15 protein-coding genes are annotated in these 21,634 nt (G+C 61.9%); 9 read left to right on the top strand and 6 right to left on the bottom strand.

What is annotated here, in order from left to right; genetic code table 11:
* Positions 1-32 precede the first annotated feature (32 nt).
* Together A477_RS0101115 and A477_RS0101110 are read right to left on the bottom strand one after the other, a co-directional pair.
* On the bottom strand, positions 33-581 hold the full coding sequence (locus A477_RS0101115) for a YdcF family protein (RefSeq protein WP_017197206.1): 549 nt from the start codon (positions 579-581) through the stop codon (positions 33-35).
* Positions 578-1,042, bottom strand: coding sequence for an Lrp/AsnC family transcriptional regulator (locus tag A477_RS0101110; RefSeq protein ID WP_014922530.1), 465 nt, complete (start codon positions 1,040-1,042; stop codon positions 578-580). Before A477_RS0101110 ends, A477_RS0101115 begins: the two co-directional genes overlap by 4 nt.
* 171 nt (positions 1,043-1,213) lie before the next feature.
* On the opposite strand from A477_RS0101110, the gene pdhA reads away from it, so the two are divergent.
* The 7 genes from pdhA (at position 1,214) to A477_RS0101075 (ending at position 11,845) form a co-directional block, all read left to right on the top strand.
* Positions 1,214-2,440 carry a pyruvate dehydrogenase (acetyl-transferring) E1 component subunit alpha gene (pdhA, locus tag A477_RS0101105; RefSeq protein WP_017197205.1) on the top strand — a complete coding sequence of 409 codons (1,227 nt, stop codon included), beginning with the start codon at positions 1,214-1,216 and terminating at the stop codon, positions 2,438-2,440.
* Entirely contained in the window at positions 2,437-3,537 is a 1,101-nt protein-coding gene (locus A477_RS0101100; protein ID WP_017197204.1) for an alpha-ketoacid dehydrogenase subunit beta, read from the top strand. The genes pdhA and A477_RS0101100 overlap by 4 nt, the downstream gene beginning before the upstream one ends.
* Before the next feature lie 2 nt (positions 3,538-3,539).
* The gene (locus tag A477_RS0101095; protein ID WP_192811964.1) at positions 3,540-5,042 is read left to right on the top strand and encodes a dihydrolipoamide acetyltransferase family protein; all 1,503 of its coding nucleotides are present in this window, start codon (positions 3,540-3,542) and stop codon (positions 5,040-5,042) included.
* Positions 5,043-5,345: 303 nt separating this feature from the next.
* Complete coding sequence (locus tag A477_RS0101090; RefSeq protein WP_026005271.1) at positions 5,346-6,395, top strand: iron ABC transporter substrate-binding protein; 1,050 nt, start codon at positions 5,346-5,348, stop codon at positions 6,393-6,395.
* A 4-nt stretch (positions 6,396-6,399) separates the two neighbouring features.
* Positions 6,400-7,998 carry an ABC transporter permease gene (locus A477_RS0101085; protein WP_017197201.1) on the top strand — a complete coding sequence of 533 codons (1,599 nt, stop codon included), beginning with the start codon at positions 6,400-6,402 and terminating at the stop codon, positions 7,996-7,998.
* Positions 7,995-9,161, top strand: a complete 1,167-nt coding sequence (locus tag A477_RS0101080; RefSeq protein WP_017197200.1) for an ABC transporter ATP-binding protein — start codon at positions 7,995-7,997, stop codon at positions 9,159-9,161. Before A477_RS0101085 ends, A477_RS0101080 begins: the two co-directional genes overlap by 4 nt.
* Before the next feature lie 71 nt (positions 9,162-9,232).
* The gene (locus A477_RS0101075; protein WP_017197199.1) at positions 9,233-11,845 is read left to right on the top strand and encodes an AMP-binding protein; all 2,613 of its coding nucleotides are present in this window, start codon (positions 9,233-9,235) and stop codon (positions 11,843-11,845) included.
* Between the two features lie 338 nt (positions 11,846-12,183).
* On the opposite strand, the gene A477_RS21870 is transcribed toward A477_RS0101075, so the two are convergent.
* From A477_RS21870 to A477_RS0101055, 3 genes are all read right to left on the bottom strand, one after another.
* Complete coding sequence (locus tag A477_RS21870) at positions 12,184-14,763, bottom strand: S-layer homology domain-containing protein (RefSeq protein ID WP_017197198.1); 2,580 nt, start codon at positions 14,761-14,763, stop codon at positions 12,184-12,186.
* A gap of 158 nt (positions 14,764-14,921) precedes the next feature.
* Complete coding sequence (locus A477_RS0101060) at positions 14,922-15,962, bottom strand: hemolysin family protein (protein ID WP_017197197.1); 1,041 nt, start codon at positions 15,960-15,962, stop codon at positions 14,922-14,924.
* Positions 15,955-17,316 carry a hemolysin family protein gene (locus A477_RS0101055; protein WP_017197196.1) on the bottom strand — a complete coding sequence of 454 codons (1,362 nt, stop codon included), beginning with the start codon at positions 17,314-17,316 and terminating at the stop codon, positions 15,955-15,957. The genes A477_RS0101060 and A477_RS0101055 overlap by 8 nt, the downstream gene beginning before the upstream one ends.
* Positions 17,317-17,546: 230 nt before the next feature.
* Here A477_RS0101055 and A477_RS0101050 point away from each other — a divergent pair, with 230 nt between their 5' ends.
* Together A477_RS0101050 and A477_RS0101045 are read left to right on the top strand one after the other, a co-directional pair.
* Positions 17,547-18,026 carry a transporter substrate-binding domain-containing protein gene (locus A477_RS0101050; protein WP_017197195.1) on the top strand — a complete coding sequence of 160 codons (480 nt, stop codon included), beginning with the start codon at positions 17,547-17,549 and terminating at the stop codon, positions 18,024-18,026.
* The gene (locus A477_RS0101045) at positions 18,023-19,033 is read left to right on the top strand and encodes a cation efflux transmembrane domain-containing protein (protein WP_017197194.1); all 1,011 of its coding nucleotides are present in this window, start codon (positions 18,023-18,025) and stop codon (positions 19,031-19,033) included. Before A477_RS0101050 ends, A477_RS0101045 begins: the two co-directional genes overlap by 4 nt.
* Positions 19,034-19,097: 64 nt before the next feature.
* Here the strand turns inward: A477_RS0101045 and A477_RS0101040 are convergent, their stop codons facing one another.
* Complete coding sequence (locus A477_RS0101040) at positions 19,098-21,596, bottom strand: carboxypeptidase regulatory-like domain-containing protein (RefSeq protein ID WP_017197193.1); 2,499 nt, start codon at positions 21,594-21,596, stop codon at positions 19,098-19,100.
* Positions 21,597-21,634: the final 38 nt, after the last annotated feature.

The raw sequence follows: 21,634 nt of genomic DNA, 5'->3' as shown, positions 1-21,634 counted from the left end.
CGGCGCTAGCCCGACGCTATCCCACATAGCACCTAGCACTCAGGCCGCACCCACACATCCATCAAGCCGCCAGTTTCCACCACGAACCGCCACACCCAACCAGCGGGGGAGAGCTGCGGCTCGGTTCCTACCATCTGCACGTCGGCTGCGATGCATTGCTTCATCAGGGTGCCGGCCCGTTGAACGTGGTAGTCGGACGTCACCACAGTCACGGACGCCCACCCGCGCTCAGCGGCAAGGTCGCGCAGCCGCGACGCCTCGCCCCTGGTGTTCAGCGGGTCCGGACGGAAGCAGTCCAGGTGAGTGACGCCGTCGTGCTCTTCACAAAACTCATCCGAGCCGGCGTTGGCCGGCAGACCGGTGGTGATCACCACCAAGTCTTCGATGCCCAGCTGGTCCCGAAGCTCGAGGCCCACCGGGAGCCGTTCGTTGCTCATGCCGCCAAGGACAACAATCGCGTCGGTTCGCTGGGGAGTCGCGTGGGGTGGGTTGTGGAAGAGCTGGAAGGCGGCAATCAGCCACAGGACACCCGCCAGGACGCAAGCCACCAACGTCCAGGCGAGCTTTCGTTTGAACGTCACCGGGTATCTACGTCCTCGAACACCAGGAAGGTTTGGGTGTCCAGGATGCCGTCCATGGATTGCAGTTGGTCGAAGATGACGCGGCGGAGGTGGATGTTGTCTGTGGCGCGGACCAGGAGGATGACGTCGAAGTCGCCGCCCACCAAAGCGATGTGGTGAATCTCCGGGATGGCCCGCAGCTGTTCCTTCAGTTCGCGCCACGAGTGCTGCTGAACTTTTAACGTCACGTAAGCCGACGACCGAAGGCCCGCTTTGATGGGATCCACCAGCGCCGTGAACTTGGTCAGCACGCCCTCGCCGGTGAGCCGGGCGATCCGGGTGTACGCGTGGGCGCGGCTGATGTGGACGTTCTCCGCCACCTGCGTGATGGACATACGCCCGTCGGTTGTCAGCTCGCGGATGATGTCCCGGTCCACACTGTCCAGCGGTACGGCGGTCTGCTCCGCCTCGGCCTCGCTCACTGGCTCTCCAATTCGTCTACAGCACAGGCACGTTACCCAGCTCACAATTGCAATTCGTCTTTCAGATTACCCAGTTTAGGCAAGGGCTTCCATGATTCAGCGGAAAGCTGGATACGAAACAGAGCCGGGGAACATACTGGAAGCACATAGTGGCTAGAGAAGGACGGACCAATGACGATCCACGCAGACCACTCTGCGCCGGAAACGGCTGTAGAGGACCAAGCTGCTGACGTTCGGACAAAATTCGGCATCAGCGTTGAGGACTACATGCTCCCCGCCCGGCACCAGATCCAAATGGTGAACCCGGATGGCACCCTCCGCTCCCATGACGAGCAGGGCACCGAACCCGGCCACGAGTACCCCACCCCCAGCGACGCTGAACTGATGGCCGCTTACGAGCAGCTCGTCGTCGGACGCCGCGTGAACGACCAGAACTCTGCGCTGGTCCGGCAGGGCCGCATGGCCGTCTACCCCTCAAGCCACGGCCAGGAAGCCTGCCAGGTTGCAGCTGCCATGTGCCTCAGCGAAGGTGACTGGCTGTTCCCCACCTACCGTGACGCCGTCGCCGTCATGACCCGCGGGGTGGACCCCGTTGAGGTGATGACCATCTTCCGCGGCGACTGGCACGGCGGGTACGATCCCACAGAGCACAACGTCGGCATCCAGTGCACCCCTCTGACCACCCAGCTGCTGCACGCCGTCGGCGTTGCCCACGCTGCCAAGCTCCGCGGTGAAAACACCGTAGTCATGGCCATGTGCGGCGATGGCGCCACCAGCGAAGGCGACTTCCACGAGGCACTGAACTTCGCCGCCGTCTTTCACCTGCCCGTCATCTTCTTCGTGCAGAACAACAAGTACGCCATCTCCGTACCGCTCAGCCACCAGTCCGTGGCACCGTCGCTGGCCCACAAGGCTGTTGGCTACGGCATGGCCGGTGAACGCGTTGACGGCAACGACCTCGTCGCGCTACTCGCCGTGATGGACCGTGCCGTGAAGCTGGCCCGCGAAGGCTCCGGACCGCTGCTCATCGAGGCCCACACGTACCGGATGCAGGCCCACACCAACGCCGACGACGCCACCCGCTACCGTCCGGACAGCGAGGTTGCCGAATGGCAGGCCAAGGATCCGCTGACGCGCATGAAGTCCTACCTCACGGATAAGGGACTGCTGGACGATTCCGCCAATGAGCGGATCGCCTCGCATGCCGAAGCCGTGGCCACTCAGCTCCGCGAAGGCCTGGGGGAGGACGTTCCGGTGCAGCCGCTGGATCTCTTCAAGTACGTCTTCGCCAAGCAAACCCCGCAGCTGAAAGAGCAGTCGGAACTGCTCGCCAGCGAACTCGCCCGCGCCGAAAGCACCGGCAACGCCGAAAATCACGGAACGGAGAGCGCAAAATGACCGTCACCACCAGTGCCACCGGCACCACCACAGCCAACGTCAGCGCAGCCACCGCCAGCGCAGCCGCTTCCGCCGCGGCCACTGCCGAAGCCACCGGCCCGCAGAGCCTCACCATGGCCAAGGCGCTCAACACCGCCATGGCCGACGCCATGCGCGCCGATTCCTCCGTCCTGGTATTCGGCGAGGACGTGGGCATGTTGGGCGGCGTCTTCCGCATCACCGACGGCCTCATGGCTGAGTTCGGCGAACAGCGCTGCTTCGACACTCCGCTGGCCGAATCCGGGATCGTGGGCATGGCTGTGGGTATGGCCATCAACGGCATGCGCCCCGTCATCGAAATGCAGTTCGACGCCTTCGCCTACCCGGCCTTCGAGCAGATCGTCAGCCACGTAGCCAAAATGCACAACCGCACCAAGGGCAAGCTCAAAATGCCCATGGTCATCCGTGTTCCCTACGCCGGCGGCATCGGGGGAGTGGAGCACCACTGCGACTCCTCCGAGTCCTACTACGCCCACACTGCCGGCCTGAAGGTCTACACCCCGGCCACCGTGGCCGACGGCTACCGCATGCTCCGCGAAGCCATCGACTCCGATGACCCCGTGATGTTCATGGAACCCAAGAAGCTCTACTGGTCAAAGGACCAAGTTGACCTGGGTGCCCTGCGAGCAGAGCACGACGCCGGTACCTCCACCGAGGGCCGCGCAGCTGTTGCCCGTCCCGGCACGGACGCGACACTCATCGCCTACGGTCCGTCCGTCCCCACCGCACTCGCCGCAGCTGCGGCCGCCGCCGAAGAGGGCCGATCCCTTGAAGTCATCGACGTCCGAACCCTCGTCCCCTTCGACGACGAAACCGTCTGCGCGTCCGTACGCAAGACGGGACGCGCCGTCGTGATCGCCGAGGCCCACGGATTCGCGTCCGTGTCCTCCGAGATCGTGGCCCGCGTCCAGGAACGGGCGTTCCACTACCTCGCCGCGCCAATCCTTCGCGTGACCGGCTTCGACGTCCCGTTCCCGTCTCCCAAGCTGGAGCACTACTACCTGCCAAGCGTCGACCGCATCCTCGACGCCGTCGACGACCTTCAATGGGAGGACTGACCATGAGCTCAGATATGCAGGTCTTCAAACTGCCCGACCTGGGGGAGGGCCTCACCGAGGCCGAACTGGTGAACTGGCTCGTTGCAGTGGGTGACGAGATCGTAGTTGACCAGCCCATCGCCGAGGTTGAGACCGCCAAGTCCATGGTTGAGGTGCCCTCGCCGTACGCCGGCACAGTTGCCGAGCTGCACGGTGAAGCAGGCCAAACGCTCGACGTCGGCAAGCCGCTGATCTCGATAGCTCGCGCTGGTTCTTCCACCGGTTCGCCCGCTGCCGCGGCTCCTGCTCCTGTTCCGGCTGGTTCTGTGGATCCTTCGCCGGTGTCGTCGGGTCTTGACGTTTCGCCGGCTGTTGAAGCTGCTGCCGAGACCTACCGGACCGAGGAGAAGGCCGGCTCCGGCAACGTGCTGATTGGTTACGGTACGCCTGGGGGAGTAACCGGTGGCCGGACCCGCCCGCGGAAGGCGAGTGTCGGCGTCGTCGATTCTCCTGTTTTTGCTGCTGCTCCTGCTGCTGAACCGGTGATGGAGCCTGCCGTTGCTGGGACGCGCATTCCCGGCAAGCTCAGTGCTGTCATCTCGCCGCTGGTCCGCAAGATGGCACGCGACCACGGTGTTTCCCTCGACGCGATTGAAGGCTCCGGTGCCAGCGGGTTGATCATGCGACGGGATGTGGAGGCGGCTATTTCTGCGCCGGAGGCTCCTGCTGCACCTGCTGCTCCTGCACCGGTTCCTGCTCCTGTCTCTGCTGGTGCTGCTGCGTCTGCTGACTCAGGTGCCGTCGATAGCCGGACTGGCTTGGCTGTCTCGGCGCGGACGCCTGTCCGTGGGGTCCGCAAGGCCGTGGCCGCGAACATGACCCGCAGCCGCTCTGAGATTCCGGAAGCCACCGTATGGGTGGACGTGGACGCGACCGCGCTCCTGGAGATGCGTGCCGGGCTCAAGAAGCGTGCACCGCACGATACCCCGGGCCTGCTGGCCTTCATCGCTCGTTTTGTCACGGCTGGGTTAAAAAAGTATCCGGCCCTGAACACACGCTTTGAGACTGCTTCGGATGGCTCGCAGGAAATCGTTGGCTTCGACGGCATCAACCTCGGCTTCGCTGCCCAGACCGACCGCGGACTCGTAGTCCCGTCCGTCCGGAACGCGCACCAACTGAGTGCCCGCGAACTGGACGCAGAGATCCGCCGCCTCACCGCCGTCGCCCGTGACGGAAAGGCAACCCCCACCGAACTCGGCTCAGGCACGTTCACGCTGAACAACTATGGCGTGTTCGGTGTGGACGGCTCGGCCGCGATCATCAACTACCCAGAGGTTGCGATGCTCGGCGTGGGCCGCATCATCGACAAGCCCTGGGTGGTCAACGGTGAGCTGGCCGTCCGCAAGGTCACCGAGCTGACCCTGGCCTTCGACCACCGCGTGTGCGACGGCGAAACCGCTGCCGGCTTCCTCAGGTACGTCGCCGACGCAATCGAAAACCCGGGCGGCGCGCTCGCAGACATGTAGCCCCCAAACGCTCGCTCACGTCCCTCGGGTTTGGGTGGGTCGCTCGCTCACCTCCCGAGGGTTTGGGCGGGACGCTCGCTCACGTCCCGAGGGTTTGGGTGGGTCGCTCGCTCACGTCCCTCGGGTTTGGGTGGGACGCTCGCTCACCTCCCTCGGGTAGCGTCACTTGCCGGTGTCGACGTAACAATCTTCCTGACTCGCGCTCGGTAGGCCCTCCGGTATTGGAGCTTAGGCTTGGCTAACCTAAAGTTCTTGAAGGAGATAGTCCCCAACATCCCCTTCTTCCCCAAGAAAGTAGCCCCCATGAAGTTCCGCAAGAACGCGCTGGCCGGAATCGCACTAGCCGCCACCGCAGCCCTCGGCCTCGCGGCCTGCGGCTCCAACGCCGGCTCCGCACCTGCTGCCTCGGAATCCGCTGCTTCAGGCGATGGCATCACGGTGTACAACGCCCAGCATGAGAGCCTGACCAAGGAATGGATCGACGCCTTCACCAAGGAAACGGGCATCAAGGTCACCCTTCGCCAGGGCTCGGACACCGAAATGTCCAACCAGATCGTCCAGGAGGGCGCAGCTTCCCCCGCCGACGTCTTCCTCACGGAGAACTCACCTGCAATGGCGCAGGTTGAAAACGCTGGCCTCTTCGCAGATGTGGACAAGGCCACCATCGATCAGGTCCCTGCAGAGTTCCGTCCCTCCACGGGTAAGTGGACCGGCATCGCTGCCCGCTCCACGGTTTTGGTCTATGACAAGAACAAGATCAGCGACGACAAGCTCCCCAAGTCCATGCTTGATCTGGCCAACCCCGAATGGAAGGGCAAGTGGGCTGCCTCGCCCACCGGCGCTGACTACCAGGCAATCGTGGCTGCCCTGCTCGAACTCAAGGGCGAGGCCGCAACTGAGGCCTGGCTCAAGGGCATGAAGGAAAACTTCAAGGCCTACAAGGGCAACGGCACCGCCATGAAGGCTGTCAACGCCGGAGAGGTCGACGCCGCACTGATCTACCACTACTACTATTACGGCGATCAGGCCAAGACCGGCGAGAACTCCAAGAACGTCACCCCGTACTACTTCAAGAACCAGGACCCCGGAGCGTTCCTCTCCATCTCCGGCGGCGGTGTCCTGAAGTCTTCCAAGAAGGCAGCGGACGCGCAGGCATTCCTGAAATTCGTCACGGGCAAGCAGGGCCAGGAGATCCTCAAGAATGGTACGTCGTTTGAGTACGCCATCGCGTCACAGGTTGATGCCAACCCGAAGCTTGTTCCCATCAAGGACCTGCAGGCACCTGCCGTTGACCCGGCGAAACTGAATTCCACCAAGGTCACCGATCTGATGACCAAGGCAGGACTGCTGTAATTCCGTGACAGTTCGACTTTCGGCTCCCGGCTCGGAGACACCGGAAAGCACGACGACGGCGGGTGGGGGCAAGCGTCCCCGCCCGCTTTTCGGCGTTTCCACTGTGTCCTTGCTGGCGGTGCTGATTGCACTGTTTTCGCTGGTGCCTTTGGGTTACGTCGTCTATATGACAGCAGCGACAGGCTGGGACACCGCCGTCGAACTTATTGTCCGTCCGCGGGTCGGCGAGCTGCTGTTGAACACCATCATGCTGATGGTACTGACGGTTCCCCTGTGCCTGGTGTTGGGCGTTGGAGGCGCTTGGCTGGTGGAGCGGACCAATCTCCGCGGTCACCGCTGGTGGGCTGTCGCGTTGGCAGCACCCTTGGCAATCCCTGCGTTTGTGAACAGTTACTCATGGGTGTCGGCGGTTCCTTCGCTGGAGGGAGTCTGGTCCGGCGTGCTGATCGCGACGCTGTCCTATTTCCCGCTCGTCTACATTCCGGCGGCCGCCACCTTGGGGCGGCTGGACCCGGCTATCGAGCAGTCCGCTGCCTCATTGGGTTTTGGCCCGTGGGCGGTGTTCTTCCGTGTGGTGCTGCCGCAGCTTCGTATCGCGATGACCGGCGGGGCTCTGCTGGTGGCGTTGCACCTGCTGGCTGAATATGGAGCCTTCGCCATGATCCGGTTCGATACGTTCACCACGGCGATCATGGTCCAGTTTCAGTCGACGTTCAACGGAACGGCAGGAAATATGTTGGCCAGCGTCCTGGTCTTTCTCTGCCTTATTCTGTTGCTCGCCGAGGTGAAGAGCCGCGGCACCGCCCGCTATGCGCGTATAGGTTCCGGTGCTCAAGCCAAAGCCACCCGGATTCCGCTCGGCCACTATCAAGCGCCGGCGCAACTGGGGTTGTTGAGTCTGACCGTCCTCGCTTTCGGGCTTCCTGTGTGGTTCGTGGTGCGTTGGGCCGTAGCTGGAGGGCCGGATGTTTGGGCAGCGGACGAGTTCGTCCCGGCGCTCCTACAAACCCTTATGTACGGGACAGCGGGCGCTGCGGTTACCACGGTGGTGGCCTTCCCCATGGCATACCTGGCCGTCCGGCATCCCAGCTGGTTCAGTAAATTGCTTGAGCTTTCCAATTACGTGACCAGCTCATTGCCGGGGATCGTGGTCGGCCTTGCGTTCGTCACCGTCAGCATCCGCGCCATTCCGGGGGTCTACCAGACCGCGGGTGTCCTGATCGCTGCGTACGTACTTCTTTTTGTGCCGCGCGCCTTGGTCAACCTCCGTTCCGGTCTGGCCCAAGCGCCCAAGGAGCTCGACGAGGCCGCCCAGTCCCTGGGTAAAGCTCCGCTGGTTTCCTTCTTCAAAGTCACCCTGCGGCTCACCGCCCCGGCCGCTGCCGGGGGAGCGGCCCTGGTTTTCCTCGCAATCGTCAATGAACTCACGGCCACGCTCCTGCTCGCGCCCAACGGCACCCGAACCTTGGCAACGGAGTTTTGGAGCAAGAGTAGCGAAATCGACTACACCGGAGCGGCACCCTATGCGCTGCTGATGATCCTGCTCTCGGCCCCCATGACGTACCTGCTCTTCCAACAGTCCAAGAAAGTGGCCGGACAGTGACTACTCATTCATCCCCGGGTTTCGCGGCTCCGCGCGTTGCGCCCTCTGTTGCACCAACAACGGACACTCACCTCGACATTGCCGGCGTCACCAAGAATTTTGGTCCGCAGACGGTATTAAGGGGTATCGACCTCTCCGTTTCCAAAGGTGGCACCACGGCCATTGTGGGTCCGTCAGGCTCGGGCAAGACCACGTTGCTCAGGCTCATCGCCGGTTTCGAACATCCCACCAGCGGGACCATCAGCCTCAACGGAACCCTGGTGGCCGGAAACGGTGTCCGGGTTCCCGCGCACAAACGCCACGTTGGCTACGTCGCCCAGGACGGCGCCCTCTTCCCCCATCTCACAGTGGGGCAGAACATCTCTTTCGGCCTGGACGTTGGAAAGCTCGACGGCGGTCGGCGGGGCGTCCGGGCGCGCGTGGAGGAACTGCTCGCTATGGTTTCGCTTGATGCGTCGATGGCAAAGCGCAGGCCCCACCAGTTGTCGGGCGGTCAGCAACAGAGGGTTGCCTTGGCCAGGGCGCTGGCCCGCGAGCCCGAATTGATGCTTCTCGATGAGCCGTTTTCCGCCCTTGACGCCGGTCTACGCGTCGCCACGCGGAGGGCCGTTGCCAAGGTCCTTAACGAAGCAGGGGTGACCACCATCCTGGTCACCCACGACCAAGCCGAAGCATTGTCCTTCGCGGACCAGGTAGCCATCATGCGTGATGGAACACTGGCCCAGATAGGCAACCCGTTCGTCGTTTACACTCGTCCTGCGGACCGTGCCACCGCGGAGTTCCTTGGGGAGGCGGTCATTCTGGACGCCTGGATGGAAGGCTCCCTCGCCACATGCTCGCTGGGCGGCATCCCCGTCAGGCGCCCGCCCGCACAAGGCAACGTCCAACTCATGCTGCGACCGGAGCAAATCCGCATCGCCCCGGATGGTCCGATCCGCGGCGTCGTTGTGGACACCGACTACTTCGGCCCTGAAACCACCGTACGCATCAAACTAGGTGCTTACTCTGCTCCCGACGGAGGGAGCTCCGGTAACGGCCATCGCTACCCAGGCGGTGGCGAAGTCATCACCATCAGGCACTGGAACGCATCCATTACCAAACCTGGAACGGAGCTCTGCCTTCGGGTGGTCGGCGAGGGCGTAGCGTTCTCGGTGAGCGCTTAGCCAAGGTCATATTGGTGGCCACATCATTATCCAGTTGAGTTAGGTTAGCTTTACCTTGTTCAATTTCGGATGTGACTATTCAGCCGGATTTGGCCGGAGTTTCGTTCGCCGCCAACCTGGCCGCGTTCGGAGACCGAACGGCCATCAGTATCGGGAAACGCTCAGTCAGTTACCTGGAACTTGCCCGCCGCGTCGAGGCCATGGCGCGGTCGTTCGGCCCTGCCCGGTGCCTGATTGCCCTTGAGGCCGAGAACACGCTGTCGTCGCTGACCGTCTATCTCGCCGCACTGGCGTCCGGAAATCCATTGCTGATATTGCCACCGGGTGGTGGCCAGGCCGCTGAAACGCTGATTGCCGCCTACGATCCCGACATTGTTGCCCGGTCAGCCCCGGGCGAATGCGTCCTGGACGTCCGCAGGCTCAGGACCCGGCACGATTTACACCCAGAGCTGGCCCTCTTGGTCAGCACCTCCGGGTCCACCGGATCACCGAAACTGGTTCGCCTCTCTGGCGCGTCCGTTCAAGCCAACGCGGCCGCCATAGCCCAGTACCTGCACTTGCGTCCAAGTGACACCGCAGCCACTACGCTGCCCCTCTCGTACTGCTACGGGATGAGCGTGGTCAACAGCCACTTGCTGGTGGGTGCCTCAATCGCACTGACGGACCTTTCAGTGGTGGATCCCTGTTTTTGGGACTTGGTCCGGTCCCGGCATGTGACGTCATTTGCCGCCGTGCCGTACACCTTCGACCTTCTGGACAGGGTGGGCTTCGAGCACATGGACCTCCCGAGTCTGCGGTACATCACCCAGGCCGGAGGCCGTCTGGCACCGGATCGGGTCCGCTCCTACGCTGAGTTGGGCCGGAAACGCGGTTGGGACCTCTTCGTCATGTACGGGCAGACGGAGGCGACAGCCCGGATGGCCTATTTGCCCCCCGACCAGGCGGTAGTCCACCCACATGCAATCGGAGTACCAGTACCAGGCGGAGCGTTCCGGCTTGAACCCGTGCCGGGGATGGATGCCAGCGAGCTGGTGTTCACCGGCCCCAACGTCATGATGGGTTATGCAGAGAGGGCCGAGGATCTGGCCCTCGGCCGCGAAGTTACGGAGCTCCATACCGGTGATCTGGCACGTCAAGGCCCTGGCGGTCTTTATGAGATCGTTGGCCGGCGCAGCAGGTTCGTCAAAATCGTTGGGCTCCGGGTTGATCTGGGTCGCGTAGAACGGCTTCTTGCGGACCTTGGCCTGAGTGCTGCCGCTGCCGGCTCGGACGGGATGGTGCTGGCGGCAGTGGAAGGGGACCGGGACCTCGCCTTGGTGGCCAAAACACTGGCGCAGGACCTCGGCGTGCCGCGTGCCGCCGTCGAACTCTATTCGGTACCGTCCATTCCGCGGTTGGCCAACGGAAAACCTGACTACCCCGCTGTCTTGGCGCTGTCTGTCCGTCCGGAGCCGGCCCAACCGGAAGTCGTTGCGCACGCCGACGACGGCCATGCGCCCGCGACGACGGATTCTGTGCGGAAGATCTTTGCGGATGCCTTGGAGCGCCAGGATGTTGGCATCACGGACAGTTTCGTTTCCCTGGGTGGAGACTCGCTATCTTATGTAGCGGTCTCCGTGCGGTTGGAGAAGGCTCTTGGCCGGATTCCGCAAGGGTGGCACACGATGCCCATCTGCGAACTCGTTCCCGGGCCGGACTCAGCACCCTCGGGAGACTTGGGGAATGCGGGTGCACCCGGCATGGTTGGCCGTGCCGTGCAAAAGTGGCACAGCAAGTTGCTCGCCAGCATGGAAACCGGGATCGTCCTGCGTGCTGTTGCCATCGTTTTCATCGTCGCAACGCACATCGACTTCTTCTCTTGGGAAGGCACCGCGCACGTGCTCATGGCCCTGGCCGGCTACAACTTTGCACGTTTCCAGCTCACGGGGTCCAGGCTCGAGCGGTTTAAGCGGCAATTACGGGCTGTTGCGCGGATTGTCGTGCCCAGCGTTGCGGTGATCGGCCTCGCGTTCGTCGTCACTGACGACTACCGCTGGCACAACGTTTTCTTACTGAATTCCTTGGTGGGCCCGCCGGGGTGGACTGACCTGTCGCGCTTCTGGTTCGTTGAGGTGCTGGTCCACATCCTCCTCGGATTGGCCATCCTCCTGGCGATCCCTGGCGTTGATAGGGCGCTGCGCAGATGGCCTTGGACTTTTCCGCTGGTCCTGGCTGGGATCGATCTCTTGCAGCGCTTTGATGTCATTGAACTGCCATACCCAGGGCAAGGGCCTGTGCTGTGGCTCTTCGCCTTCGGGTGGGCCGCAGCCGTGTCCCGGCGGTGGTGGCAACGAGCTGCCATGACGGCCCTGGCTCTGTTGACGATTCCCGGATCCTTCCCAAGCGAATACCGTAGCGCCACCATCCTGGTTGGTTTCCTCATTCTGCTGTGGATCCCTACGTTGCCCGTTCCCCGCGGCCTTCATCGCATCACGGCTCTGCTCGCGAGTTCATCCCTCTATATCTACGTCACCCACTGGTTGGTGTATCCCTACTTCGACGAGTACAGCAAAGGCTTGGCAGTGGCCGCATCCCTCGCAGCAGGAGTGGCGTACTGGGCCTTGGCAACCCGTGCGATGGGCAACGCCGAACGGTGGCTTCGTGCTCGCAGTGGTGCCCGGCGTCATCAAAAAATCAGGTCATGAACTTGGTTCGTCCGTTGGTCACCGGCCGGGCGCCTGCAGTTCCGCAAGCCTTGGGTCGTAGAGGGTGCCGTCAGGCTTGCGGAACTGCTTGTCTTGGCTGAACATCACACGAATCCTATCCGGAAGGGTTGTGCCGAGCGCTTTATCCCTGGGATGCCTCCGTAGCCTGGTTCCATGGGGAACCACCAACGAACTGTAGACGCCGTCCGTGCTGAGATCACCTCTGCAATTGCCGAGGGTCGGAACAGCCGAGTCGGATCACGCTGTCGACCAGCTAGCGAGAGCCCTGCACCGAGGACGGACGCTGTTTTTCCCAGGCGTCGTCGTCTTAAGATGAACTAGCGCGTCATCGTGTAAAGGGCTTCGGCGTCAATCCATGAACCCGCGCCTGTGGTGTCGTTGGCGCGGACCAGGATTGTCCTTGTCCTGCTGTTTCCCGGCTCCGAGTCCCGCCAATCCAGGTAGAAGGCCCGATACTGCCACTTCTCGCCGAGGTCCAGAACGTTGTTGGCGTTCGTGTCACCGCCTGTGTACTCGTAGAAGTCACTTGCTTGATCTTCTTTGTCTGTAAGGGTCTTCAAGGGTGTTGTGTTGGACGCCGTAGTTTTTGTGACCTCGAAGGTAACTACGGAGTATGGGGTTCCGCGGTCCGATGTGGCTACGTAGGTGGATTGGAGATTTCCCACAGCAAGCGACGGAGCCGGCACCGGGTAAGCGCGCATGGACCCCGACACATCCTTTGTGCTTCCGCCGTTGTAGGTCACACGGATGGAGAACTGGACGGTCTCAGGGGTTTTCGGCGACCACGTCAGGGTCGCCGGAATTGTCGGCTGACCGGCAGACAGTACCGTGTTGGGCAACGGGGTTGAGATCCATTGGACAGAGTCGACGTCATAGCCGTCCTCAACCAACACTGCTTGGCCGCTCTGTCCGACGCGAACCGGCACTTGCGGAAGCGTTATGCCCGGACCGGGCGGATTGGTCGGCGTCGGTGTCGGCGTCGGGTTTGTTGGTGGGGGCTGGATGACGGTGGTGCCCTGGCAGGGGTTGGCAGTGAACAGTGGCCATGACTTGGTCACTGTGGCTTCCCACTCGCCAAGGTCGAAGCCCATGATCTCGATGCCGGCCGTCACGCCGAGCCGCCCGTCGACGCCCAGCTCCAAGGGGCAGGTCCAGCTGAGGTCCTGCCCGCTGGCAGCGGTAACGGTGATGGTGGTGGTCGCGTACGGTCCCATCCCGAACGTGATCCCCGCGACGCCGTACAGCTTGATCGTGGCATCAAAATCCAGTGATGCCCTCACAGTCAGAGACGCCGAGGCTTTGTATTGATTCTGGATCCCGGAAGTGGAGGGCTTGTCATTGACCAGGTTGAACGAGCCGTCTTTGTATTTGAATCCGTGACCGCTGGAAACGGTCTGCGACGAGGAGAAAACCACCTGCGCGTCCCCGTCCAAGGCGAAGTTCGCATTCATCTCCGCCTCGCCGGTCACTGCCACAGGGACCGGCCCAACCCAGAACGTGAACCAGGCATTGAGCTCACCGAGCTTTGAGGTCACCTGGCCCTTCAACGACCCCTCGGCCGTGACGGAATGCTCGGCCTTCACCGACGGTGTCACCACTACCGAGGCTTCCTTCAACTTCAGGAAACCGACGTCCAACGTCATCTTCGCCGTGGCCTTCGCCGTCACTGACGACTTCAAAGTCACCGAGCCGTTACCAGTCAGAGGCGCGTCGGGTTTGCCGAATTCACCCTTGATGGTCTTCTTGAACGTCATCGACTTGTTGAAAACATCCGCTGAGGCTTCCGCGAAGGGTTGGGCCATTTCCGGTGACTGCTCGGTGCCGGGTTTTGTTGCGGTCGGGGCTGCGTCGGGTTCAACGACGACGTCGGGTTCGGGGATGAACTCTGACCTCACCGGGGTGCCGGCTACTTCGAGCAGCCCGCCGGTGGAGACCACCGCTTCGGGAAGGGTGGCGGGTTTGGTCTTCACCAAGGTGTTCCCACCCGGGTCCCGCACTACCTGCACCACTCGGACCAGCAACCCGTCCGGGGTACCCGTAGTAACACCGGAAACGAGCACGTCGTTGGGTTTGATCTCCAACGCCTGATCCGAAGGAAGGACCACCGTGCCGGCACTTACCAGCGCGGTTTCCAGTTGGGATGGTTCCAGGACCTCGACGTCGGGTGCCACCGTGACCGTCCCCGCCGCAGGGTTCCCCGGGTCAGCAGGTGCTTTCTGGCCCGCGTACCGGTACAGGAAAGCGGCCATCGCATCACGGGCGATCCCGTTCAACGGCCGGTACTCCCGCACCCCGTTACCGGCATCCCAGCCCGTGGAAATCCCCGACGCCGCCAACCACGTGATCTCCGCATAGAACCCGCCACCAGCCGCAACATCGACGAAAGGCGACACCGGCGGGGCCGTGAACCCTGGCTTGTCCGCGTACCGGTACAAGAACGCGGCCATCGCATCACGGGCGATCGGGGACAACGGACGGTACTCACGCTTCCCACTGCCGACATCCCAGCCCGTGGAAATGCCCTCCGCGGCCAGCCAAGTGATCTCCTTATAAAACGCAGCCCCGGCCGGAACATCCGTAAACGGTGATACTGCGGGGGCGGTGAACGCAGGCGACCCGGCATGACGGTACAAGAACGCCGCCATCGCGTCCCGGGCAATGGACTCCAACGGACGGTACTGCCGCACCCCGCCACCGGCATCCCAACCCGTGGAAATACCCGAGGCGGCCAACCACGAAATCTCCGTAGCAAACTGCGAGGACTCAGGCACATCAGAGAACGACACCACGTTCTCCACCACCGGATCCGCAGCCACCGCCGCAGGCAACACCAACAGCCCCGGCGCCACCACCACCAACACCACAGCAACCAACCACGCCACACCACGACGAAACACCGCAACCCCCACACACCGGCGACACCCAGAAAACACTCAGAAACCCAACTAGACGACATCCTTCACAAGCGAAGCAACAGAAAGGGCTCAGATGTCGTGGGATTTGCCTTTTGTGGCGTCCAAGAACGTCAGCCGATGACCATGATGGGATGGAGCACTTAAGTACTGGTGGCGTCCTGTACTTCACCGACGAGTTCTTCGATGATGTCTTCCAAGAACAGCACACCAGTGGTGTTCCCGGCAGCATCGAAAACCCGTGCGACGTGGGCACCGCTGCGGCGCATGGTGGCCAGTGCGTCCTCGAGTTCGCTGCCGCTGTAGGCGGATGCGAGTTTGCGGATTCGTTTGGCGGGCACCGGTTGGTCGAATTTTTCCCGGGTGGTCAGGTCCATGACGTCTTTGAGGTGCAAATAACCGGTGGGCGTACCGTCGTCGTCGGTGAGTATGTAGCGGGAGTAGCCGTGCTCGGCCACCGCGCGCTGGATGTCCGCCGGCGTTGAAGTGGCTGGCAGGAGTACCATCTCGCCGATAGGCACTTCGACATCCGCCACGGTTTTGGACGTGAACTCGAACGCCGCGGTCAGCGTGCCACTGGTGTCGCTCAGCATCCCGTCCCGGGTGGACTGCTCCACGATGTTGGCTACTTCATCCAAGGTGTATGCGCTGGTGGCTTCGTCCTTTGGTTCGACCTTGAACAGGCGAAGGATGGAGTTCGCTATCCCGTTCAGGGTCCAGATCACCGGTTTGAGGATCCGGGAAACCATCACCAATGGCGGCGCCAGAATCAGCGCTGCGCGGGTTGGGACGGAGAACGAGATGTTTTTCGGGACCATTTCACCGAGGACCACGTGCAGGAAGGTCACCAGCAACAGCGCGGCCACGAAGGCGATGATGCCAATCGCTTCACCGGACAGAGAGGTCAGCCCGAGAGGGATTTCCAAGAGGTGGTGGATAGCCGGTTCAGAGACGTTCAGGATCACCAGGGAACACACGGTGATGCCCAGCTGGCTGGTTGCCAGCATCAGTGTCGCGTGCTCCATGGCCCACAACGTGGTTTTGGCCGCTTTGCTGCCAGCCTCCGCCTTCGGTTCAATCTGTGACCGGCGGGCCGAAATGACGGCGAACTCGGCGCCGACGAAGAAAGCGTTCACCACCAGGAGCACCACCAGCCAGATGATGCCGGGAAGGTATTCACTCATGGGTCAGCTCCTGCGTGAGGTTATCGACGATGCGGTCATGAGGACTTTTTGGGGGTGCCTGTGACTCGTCAGGGGTAAAGCGGATCCGTTCCACATGGGTTCCTACCACGCGTTCAACCCGCAACGTTCCGTCCGCGACGCGGACTTCGTCCCCGAGTTCGGGGATGCGGTCCAGTTCGTCCGTAACGAATCCGGCCACCGTGTCGTACTCCTCGCCGTCAGGAACGGCAATGCCGGTCCTGTCCAGGAGCTCATCGGGCCGGAGGGAAGCATCAAAGGTGATGGAGCGACCGGTCCTGACCACACCCACTCGGGCGCGGTCGTGCTCGTCTTCGAGTTCGCCGACGATCTCCTCCACCAGGTCCTCGAGGGTGACAATGCCGGCGGTACCGCCATGCTCATCGGAAACAATCGCTACCTGCAGGCCTTGCTTACGGAGCAGGCCAAGCAACGAATCGACACCCATGGATTCCGGAACCCGCAATGGTTCGATCATCAGCTCTGCAGCGGTCACCTGGTCGCGTTGATCCAGGGCGACGGCGAAGGCCTGCTTCACGTGCAGGACACCGAGGACCTCGTCACGGTCACGACCGATAACGGGAAAGCGTGAGTATCCGGTTGAGGTTGCGAGGGTAACAATGTCCTCGGCGGTGTCGGTGGTATTTACGGCGGCCATCCGCACCCGTGGTGTCATGACATCCGCGGCGGAGTGTTCGGAGAACCGCAGGGTCCGGTGCAGTAGGACGGCGTGGTCCAGGTCAAGGGACCCTTCAAGCGCGGAACGGCGAACCAGGGAACTGAGTTCTTCGGCGCTACGGGCGCCGGAAAGTTCTTCCTTGGGATCGATGCCGAACGAACGGATGATGCTGTTTGCTGTGTTGTTGAACAGCAGGATCACCGGTTTGAACACGGCTGTGAACAGTGCCTGAAAGGGCACAACCACCTTGGCTGTGGCCAATGGCAGGGCCAGAGCGAAGTTCTTAGGCACGAGCTCGCCGATCACCATGGAGAAGATAGTGGCCAGGAAGATTCCGGCAACAGCGCCGATTCCGGGAACCACGGCCTCGGGAAGGCCCATCGCGAGCAGTGGGCCGCTGAGCATCCGGCTGATGGACGGTTCGAACGTGTAACCAGTCAGGAGAGTGGTCAACGTGATGCCGAGCTGAGCACCGGATAGATGCGTTGAGGTGATCTTCAGCGCCTTGATGGTGGGTGCAAGGCGCTTCTCACCGCGGGCTTGGCGAGCCTCAAGGTCGTTGCGGTCAAGATTGACCAGCGCGAATTCGGAGGCAACAAAGAATCCGGTACCAATCGTCAGGACGAGGCCGATACCGAGCATGATCCATTCATACATTCGGGCGCCCCTCTCCCGTGATGGCCGGCGTGCCGGTCAGAAGGTCGAGGGGCCAGGGCATATGTGAAGGAGGGTCATCCATAGTGCCAATAAGTCTACGGACTGTTTAGTTCCCGATGGGCTCTGTGCGCCGTGGGCAGAATCAGGACCAAGTTGGTCGGGACTAAGGCATGTAGATAATAAGTAACCTGCCTATAGTTGTGGCAAGAGCAATAGGAGGAAGCGGAGATATGTATAGGCGATGGCGACTGACTATTCTGACGGTAGCTGTCATTCTGCTAACGGGCTGCGGAGTCAGCGTTCCGGCTGATCCCCAGGGCACACTCGACCGGGTCAGCGGTGGCGTGCTCAGGGTAGGCGCTAGCCCCAACGGCGACTGGGTGAAGCTCCCGTCTTCCGGCGAGCCCACTGGGACCGAGGCCGAACTGGTGCGGAGGTTCGCCGCGCAACTGGATGCCACGGTGGAGTGGAGCACGGGCACCGAACACATCCTGGCCGAACGCGTAGAGCACGGCGAACTTGACCTGATGATCGGTGGCCTGCGCGAAGACACGCCATGGGAAAAGCACGCAGCGCTGACGCAGCCCTATACCGAATCCGTGGACGACACCGGGAAAAAGCATAAGCACGTGATGCTGGTCGCCAAAGGGGAGAACGGCTTCCTCCTAACACTGGATACGTTCCTCAAAGAGTCGGAGGGCACCAAGTGAAAGCCACCCAAAGCCGGCCCGACAGCGCCAGCTCACGTTTCGGCCACACCGAACTGCCTGAAGAGCAGCACCAGGCGCTACGCAAGGCGATCCGCTTCGAGTGGATCACCGTGGCGTTCCTGGCGGTTTCGACCGCCATGATCTATCTCCTGCTGGGAAACTCCCAAGCCATGAAGGCCGCGTGGCTTGAAGACGTCCTGTCGTTCCTGCCGCCCCTGTCTTTCCTGATTGCCGCCCGCGTGATCCGCAAGCGCCCCACCGAGGAGCATCCTTACGGTTACCACCGTGCCGTTGGCGTTGCCCACGTCGTAGCGGCTGTGGCCTTGTCCGTCATGGGCGCGTACTTGATTGTCGACTCCGGCATCAGTCTCTTCACGGCAGAGCACCCCACCATCGGAGGGTTCGACTTCTTCGGCCAGACGATCTGGCTTGGCTGGGTCATGATTGTTGCGATGCTCCTGACCGCAGGCCCGCCGGTGTACTTGGGCCACCAGAAGATGAAACTGGCCAAGACCCTGCACGACAAGGTCCTCTATGCGGACGCCGACATGAACAAAGCAGACTGGCAGACCGCTGTCGCCGCAGCTGCCGGCGTTGCGGGCATCGGTATCGGCTGGTGGTGGGCGGACGCTGTCGCCGCCCTCATCATCTCCGCGAGCATCCTTCACGACGGCGTACGCAACACCAAAGCCGCAATCACCGCCCTCATGGACAAGCGTGCCAGGACTTACGACGACGCCAAGCCTCACCCCTTGGGCCATGAGATTGACGGCTACCTCAGCGGACTTGACTGGGTAGAAACAGCAAAATCCCGGATCAGGGACGAAGGGCACGTCTTTCACATCGAAACGTTCGTTGTCCCGGCAGGAGACATGCCCACTTTGAAGCAGCTGGAATCAGCCCGACAGGCATGTATTGACCTGGACTGGAAGGCGAAGGACATGGTCCTGGTTCCCGTTTCCACCCTGCCGGAAGAGTTCCTGCCCGGCCTTTCAGGAGAACGCTGAACCTTCATGTACACGCAGAAATGGCCGGCACCAACTTTGTGGTGCCGGCCATTTTGCTTGGGGACTAGCTTGCGTTGAACTTTGCGTTGTAGCGGTACATGAACGCTGCCATCGCATCGCGGTTGACGGCGTTCACCGGGCGGAACGTCTTACTGTTGTCCGCTTCTGTCCAGCCAGTGCTGATGCCTTGGGCTGCCAGCCAAGTGATCTCTTTGTAGAACTGGCTGCTTGTGGGCACATCGGTGAAGGGCGAAGTAACCGGGGGAGTAAAGGCCGGTTTCCCTGCCAAACGGTACATGAACGCTGCCATCGCGTCACGGTTTACCGCCTGAACGGGACGGTAGGTCTTGCTTCCGTCGGCTTCGGTCCAACCGGTGGAAACACCCTTATCAGCGAGCCAAGTGATTTCCTTGTAGAACTGGCTGTTTGTGGGTACATCCGCGAAGGGCGATGTAGCTGGCGGCGTGAAGGAAGGCTTGCCAGCCAGCCGGTACATGAAGGCTGCCATCGCGTCACGATTGACGGGGGAGAGCGGTCGGAACGTCTTGGAGCCGTCTGCTTCCGTCCAGCCGGTGCTGATACCGGCCGTAGCCATCCAGGTAATTTCCGTGCTGAATTGCCCACCAGCAGGTACGTCGGTGAATCCGGTTCCTGCGTTGCCTGCCGTGGCGAAGCTCAGTGTGCCGATGTCAGTGTTAGTACCCGCTGTGGTGGCTACATTCGACGCAGCCCCTTCCGTTTTCACGTTGCCGGAGAAGATGGTCCCGAGCGAACCCGAAGGTCGGGTAGGGATCATGTTGGCCGAGACCAGGTAGCTTCCCGTGCTGAGCCCTGTCACTTTGAACGTGCCATCGGCGATGGTGTTCGCGCCGCGAGTGACCAGCGAACCGTCCTTGGTGTAAACGCGGACAGGAACATTGTTCAACGGCTGGCCATCTGTGCCCACAATCTTGCCCGTGAGCGTGCCACCCGTCTTCGCCGTGCTCGTTAGCCCCGTCTTGGCTTCACCTGTAGCCACCGTGACCTGAGTTGCCGAAGCTACACCCAATGACTCGGCCTTGTCCTTATAAAAGGACGCTTCGGTGTTGGTGCTCACGCCGCTTGAACGGTTGAACTCTATGGAGTAGGTACCCGCAGGCAGCTTGTCGAAGGAGAAGCTGTTGTTGTCGTCGGCGTTGAGGAAGCGGCTGAAACCGTTAGGGCCCACCAGAGCCACTGACGAATCCTCGCCAGCCAAACTGGCAGGCAGTGTCAGTGAACCCGAAACAACTGCGCCGGGAAGGAGACTCTCATTGGCAACAGTCAGGACTCCGCCGGCGGCAACGGTGACTGCCGTTGAAGCTGACGCGTCCAACTTTTGGCCATGCCACTGGTGGAGGAGGTTCTGGTTAGTCGCAGAGTACTCAAGTTTGTAGGAGCCTGCTGGAAGTCCCCCGATGCTGAACGCGCCTGTTCCATCCGTTTGAGCGCTGCCCATCCATGCCAGACCGTCAGGAGCTTTAGCCATGACCAGGATGTTGGCTGCGGAAAAACCAGCGGGGACAGTGACTTTACCCTTGATTTTCGCTGCCGCAAGGAGCGTTTGGTTGATTCCCGTGACGGGTTGAACGGGCGGAACATTGACCAAGGTGGTTGTGTCCTGAGTGGCACCAGCGGGTCCGTAGTAGGTGTACAGCACGGGCGAGTCGTCGCCGCTCCAACCGAAGGTCACCCTGTAGGAGGCCGGTACCAGCCCTCCTACACTGAACTCGCCGTTTGCCTTCGGACTGGCATACCCGCCCGGATCTGCGGGTTTAGTGGCGTTGCTGAGATAGACAGACACTTTGGTCACGTCCACGCCGGCCGGTACAGTCACTTTCCCGGTCACGATTCCGGCGGGTGCCAAGGTGATGTTCTGGCCCGTAACGTTCCCTTGTTTAGGAACGTTTACCAAGGTGGCCGCGGGCCAGTTATCCCCGCCGAGGTAGCTGGAGATGATCGGGCTGGGAGACGACTCCTGACCAAATCCGGAGCCCCACGCGAAGTACAACCGGTACTGTCCGGCAATCATGTTGGTGAGCGAGTAGGTGCCGTCCGCGTTCAGTGAAGCCCTGTACGAACTGTATTCACCGTCCCGCGTGGCCTCCACGGTGATCTTCGTGGCGTCGACGCCGGCCGGAACCGTCGCCTTGCCGCTGACGGTCGCGCCCGTATTCAGAACGGCAGAGACGTTGGCTTGTGCCTGCCCTGTGGTCAGCGAGATGGTTTGGGCCGAGGAAGCCAGTTCCTTGTCGTCATACCATTCCGAGACATTGACCGGTGCGCCACCACCGTCCCCGTAGGCGCTGAACTTCACCTTGTAGGAGCCAGGCTCCAGCCCATCCAGGGTGTAAGTCCCGGACCCGCTCCAGATTCGGGCTTCGTCGACGTAGAGACCGTCTTTGTAGGCGTCGATGATGATCATGCTGGCATTGAGACCAGCCTGCATCTGCACGCTTCCGCTGATGCTTGCAGTTCCCGCAGCGACGGCGGCCGGTGCACCGGAGAACGATGCTGCGAGGAGTGATAAACCGGCCACGGGCACAAGTAATTGCCGCGAAAGTTTCGATTTTTTCAAGAGTG

It is taken from the genome of Arthrobacter sp. M2012083 (genome assembly GCF_000281065.1).
GTDB lineage: Bacteria > Actinomycetota > Actinomycetes > Actinomycetales > Micrococcaceae > Arthrobacter.
Note: the sequence above shows the minus strand (reverse complement) of the source record. Positions and strands in the feature narration are given on the sequence as shown.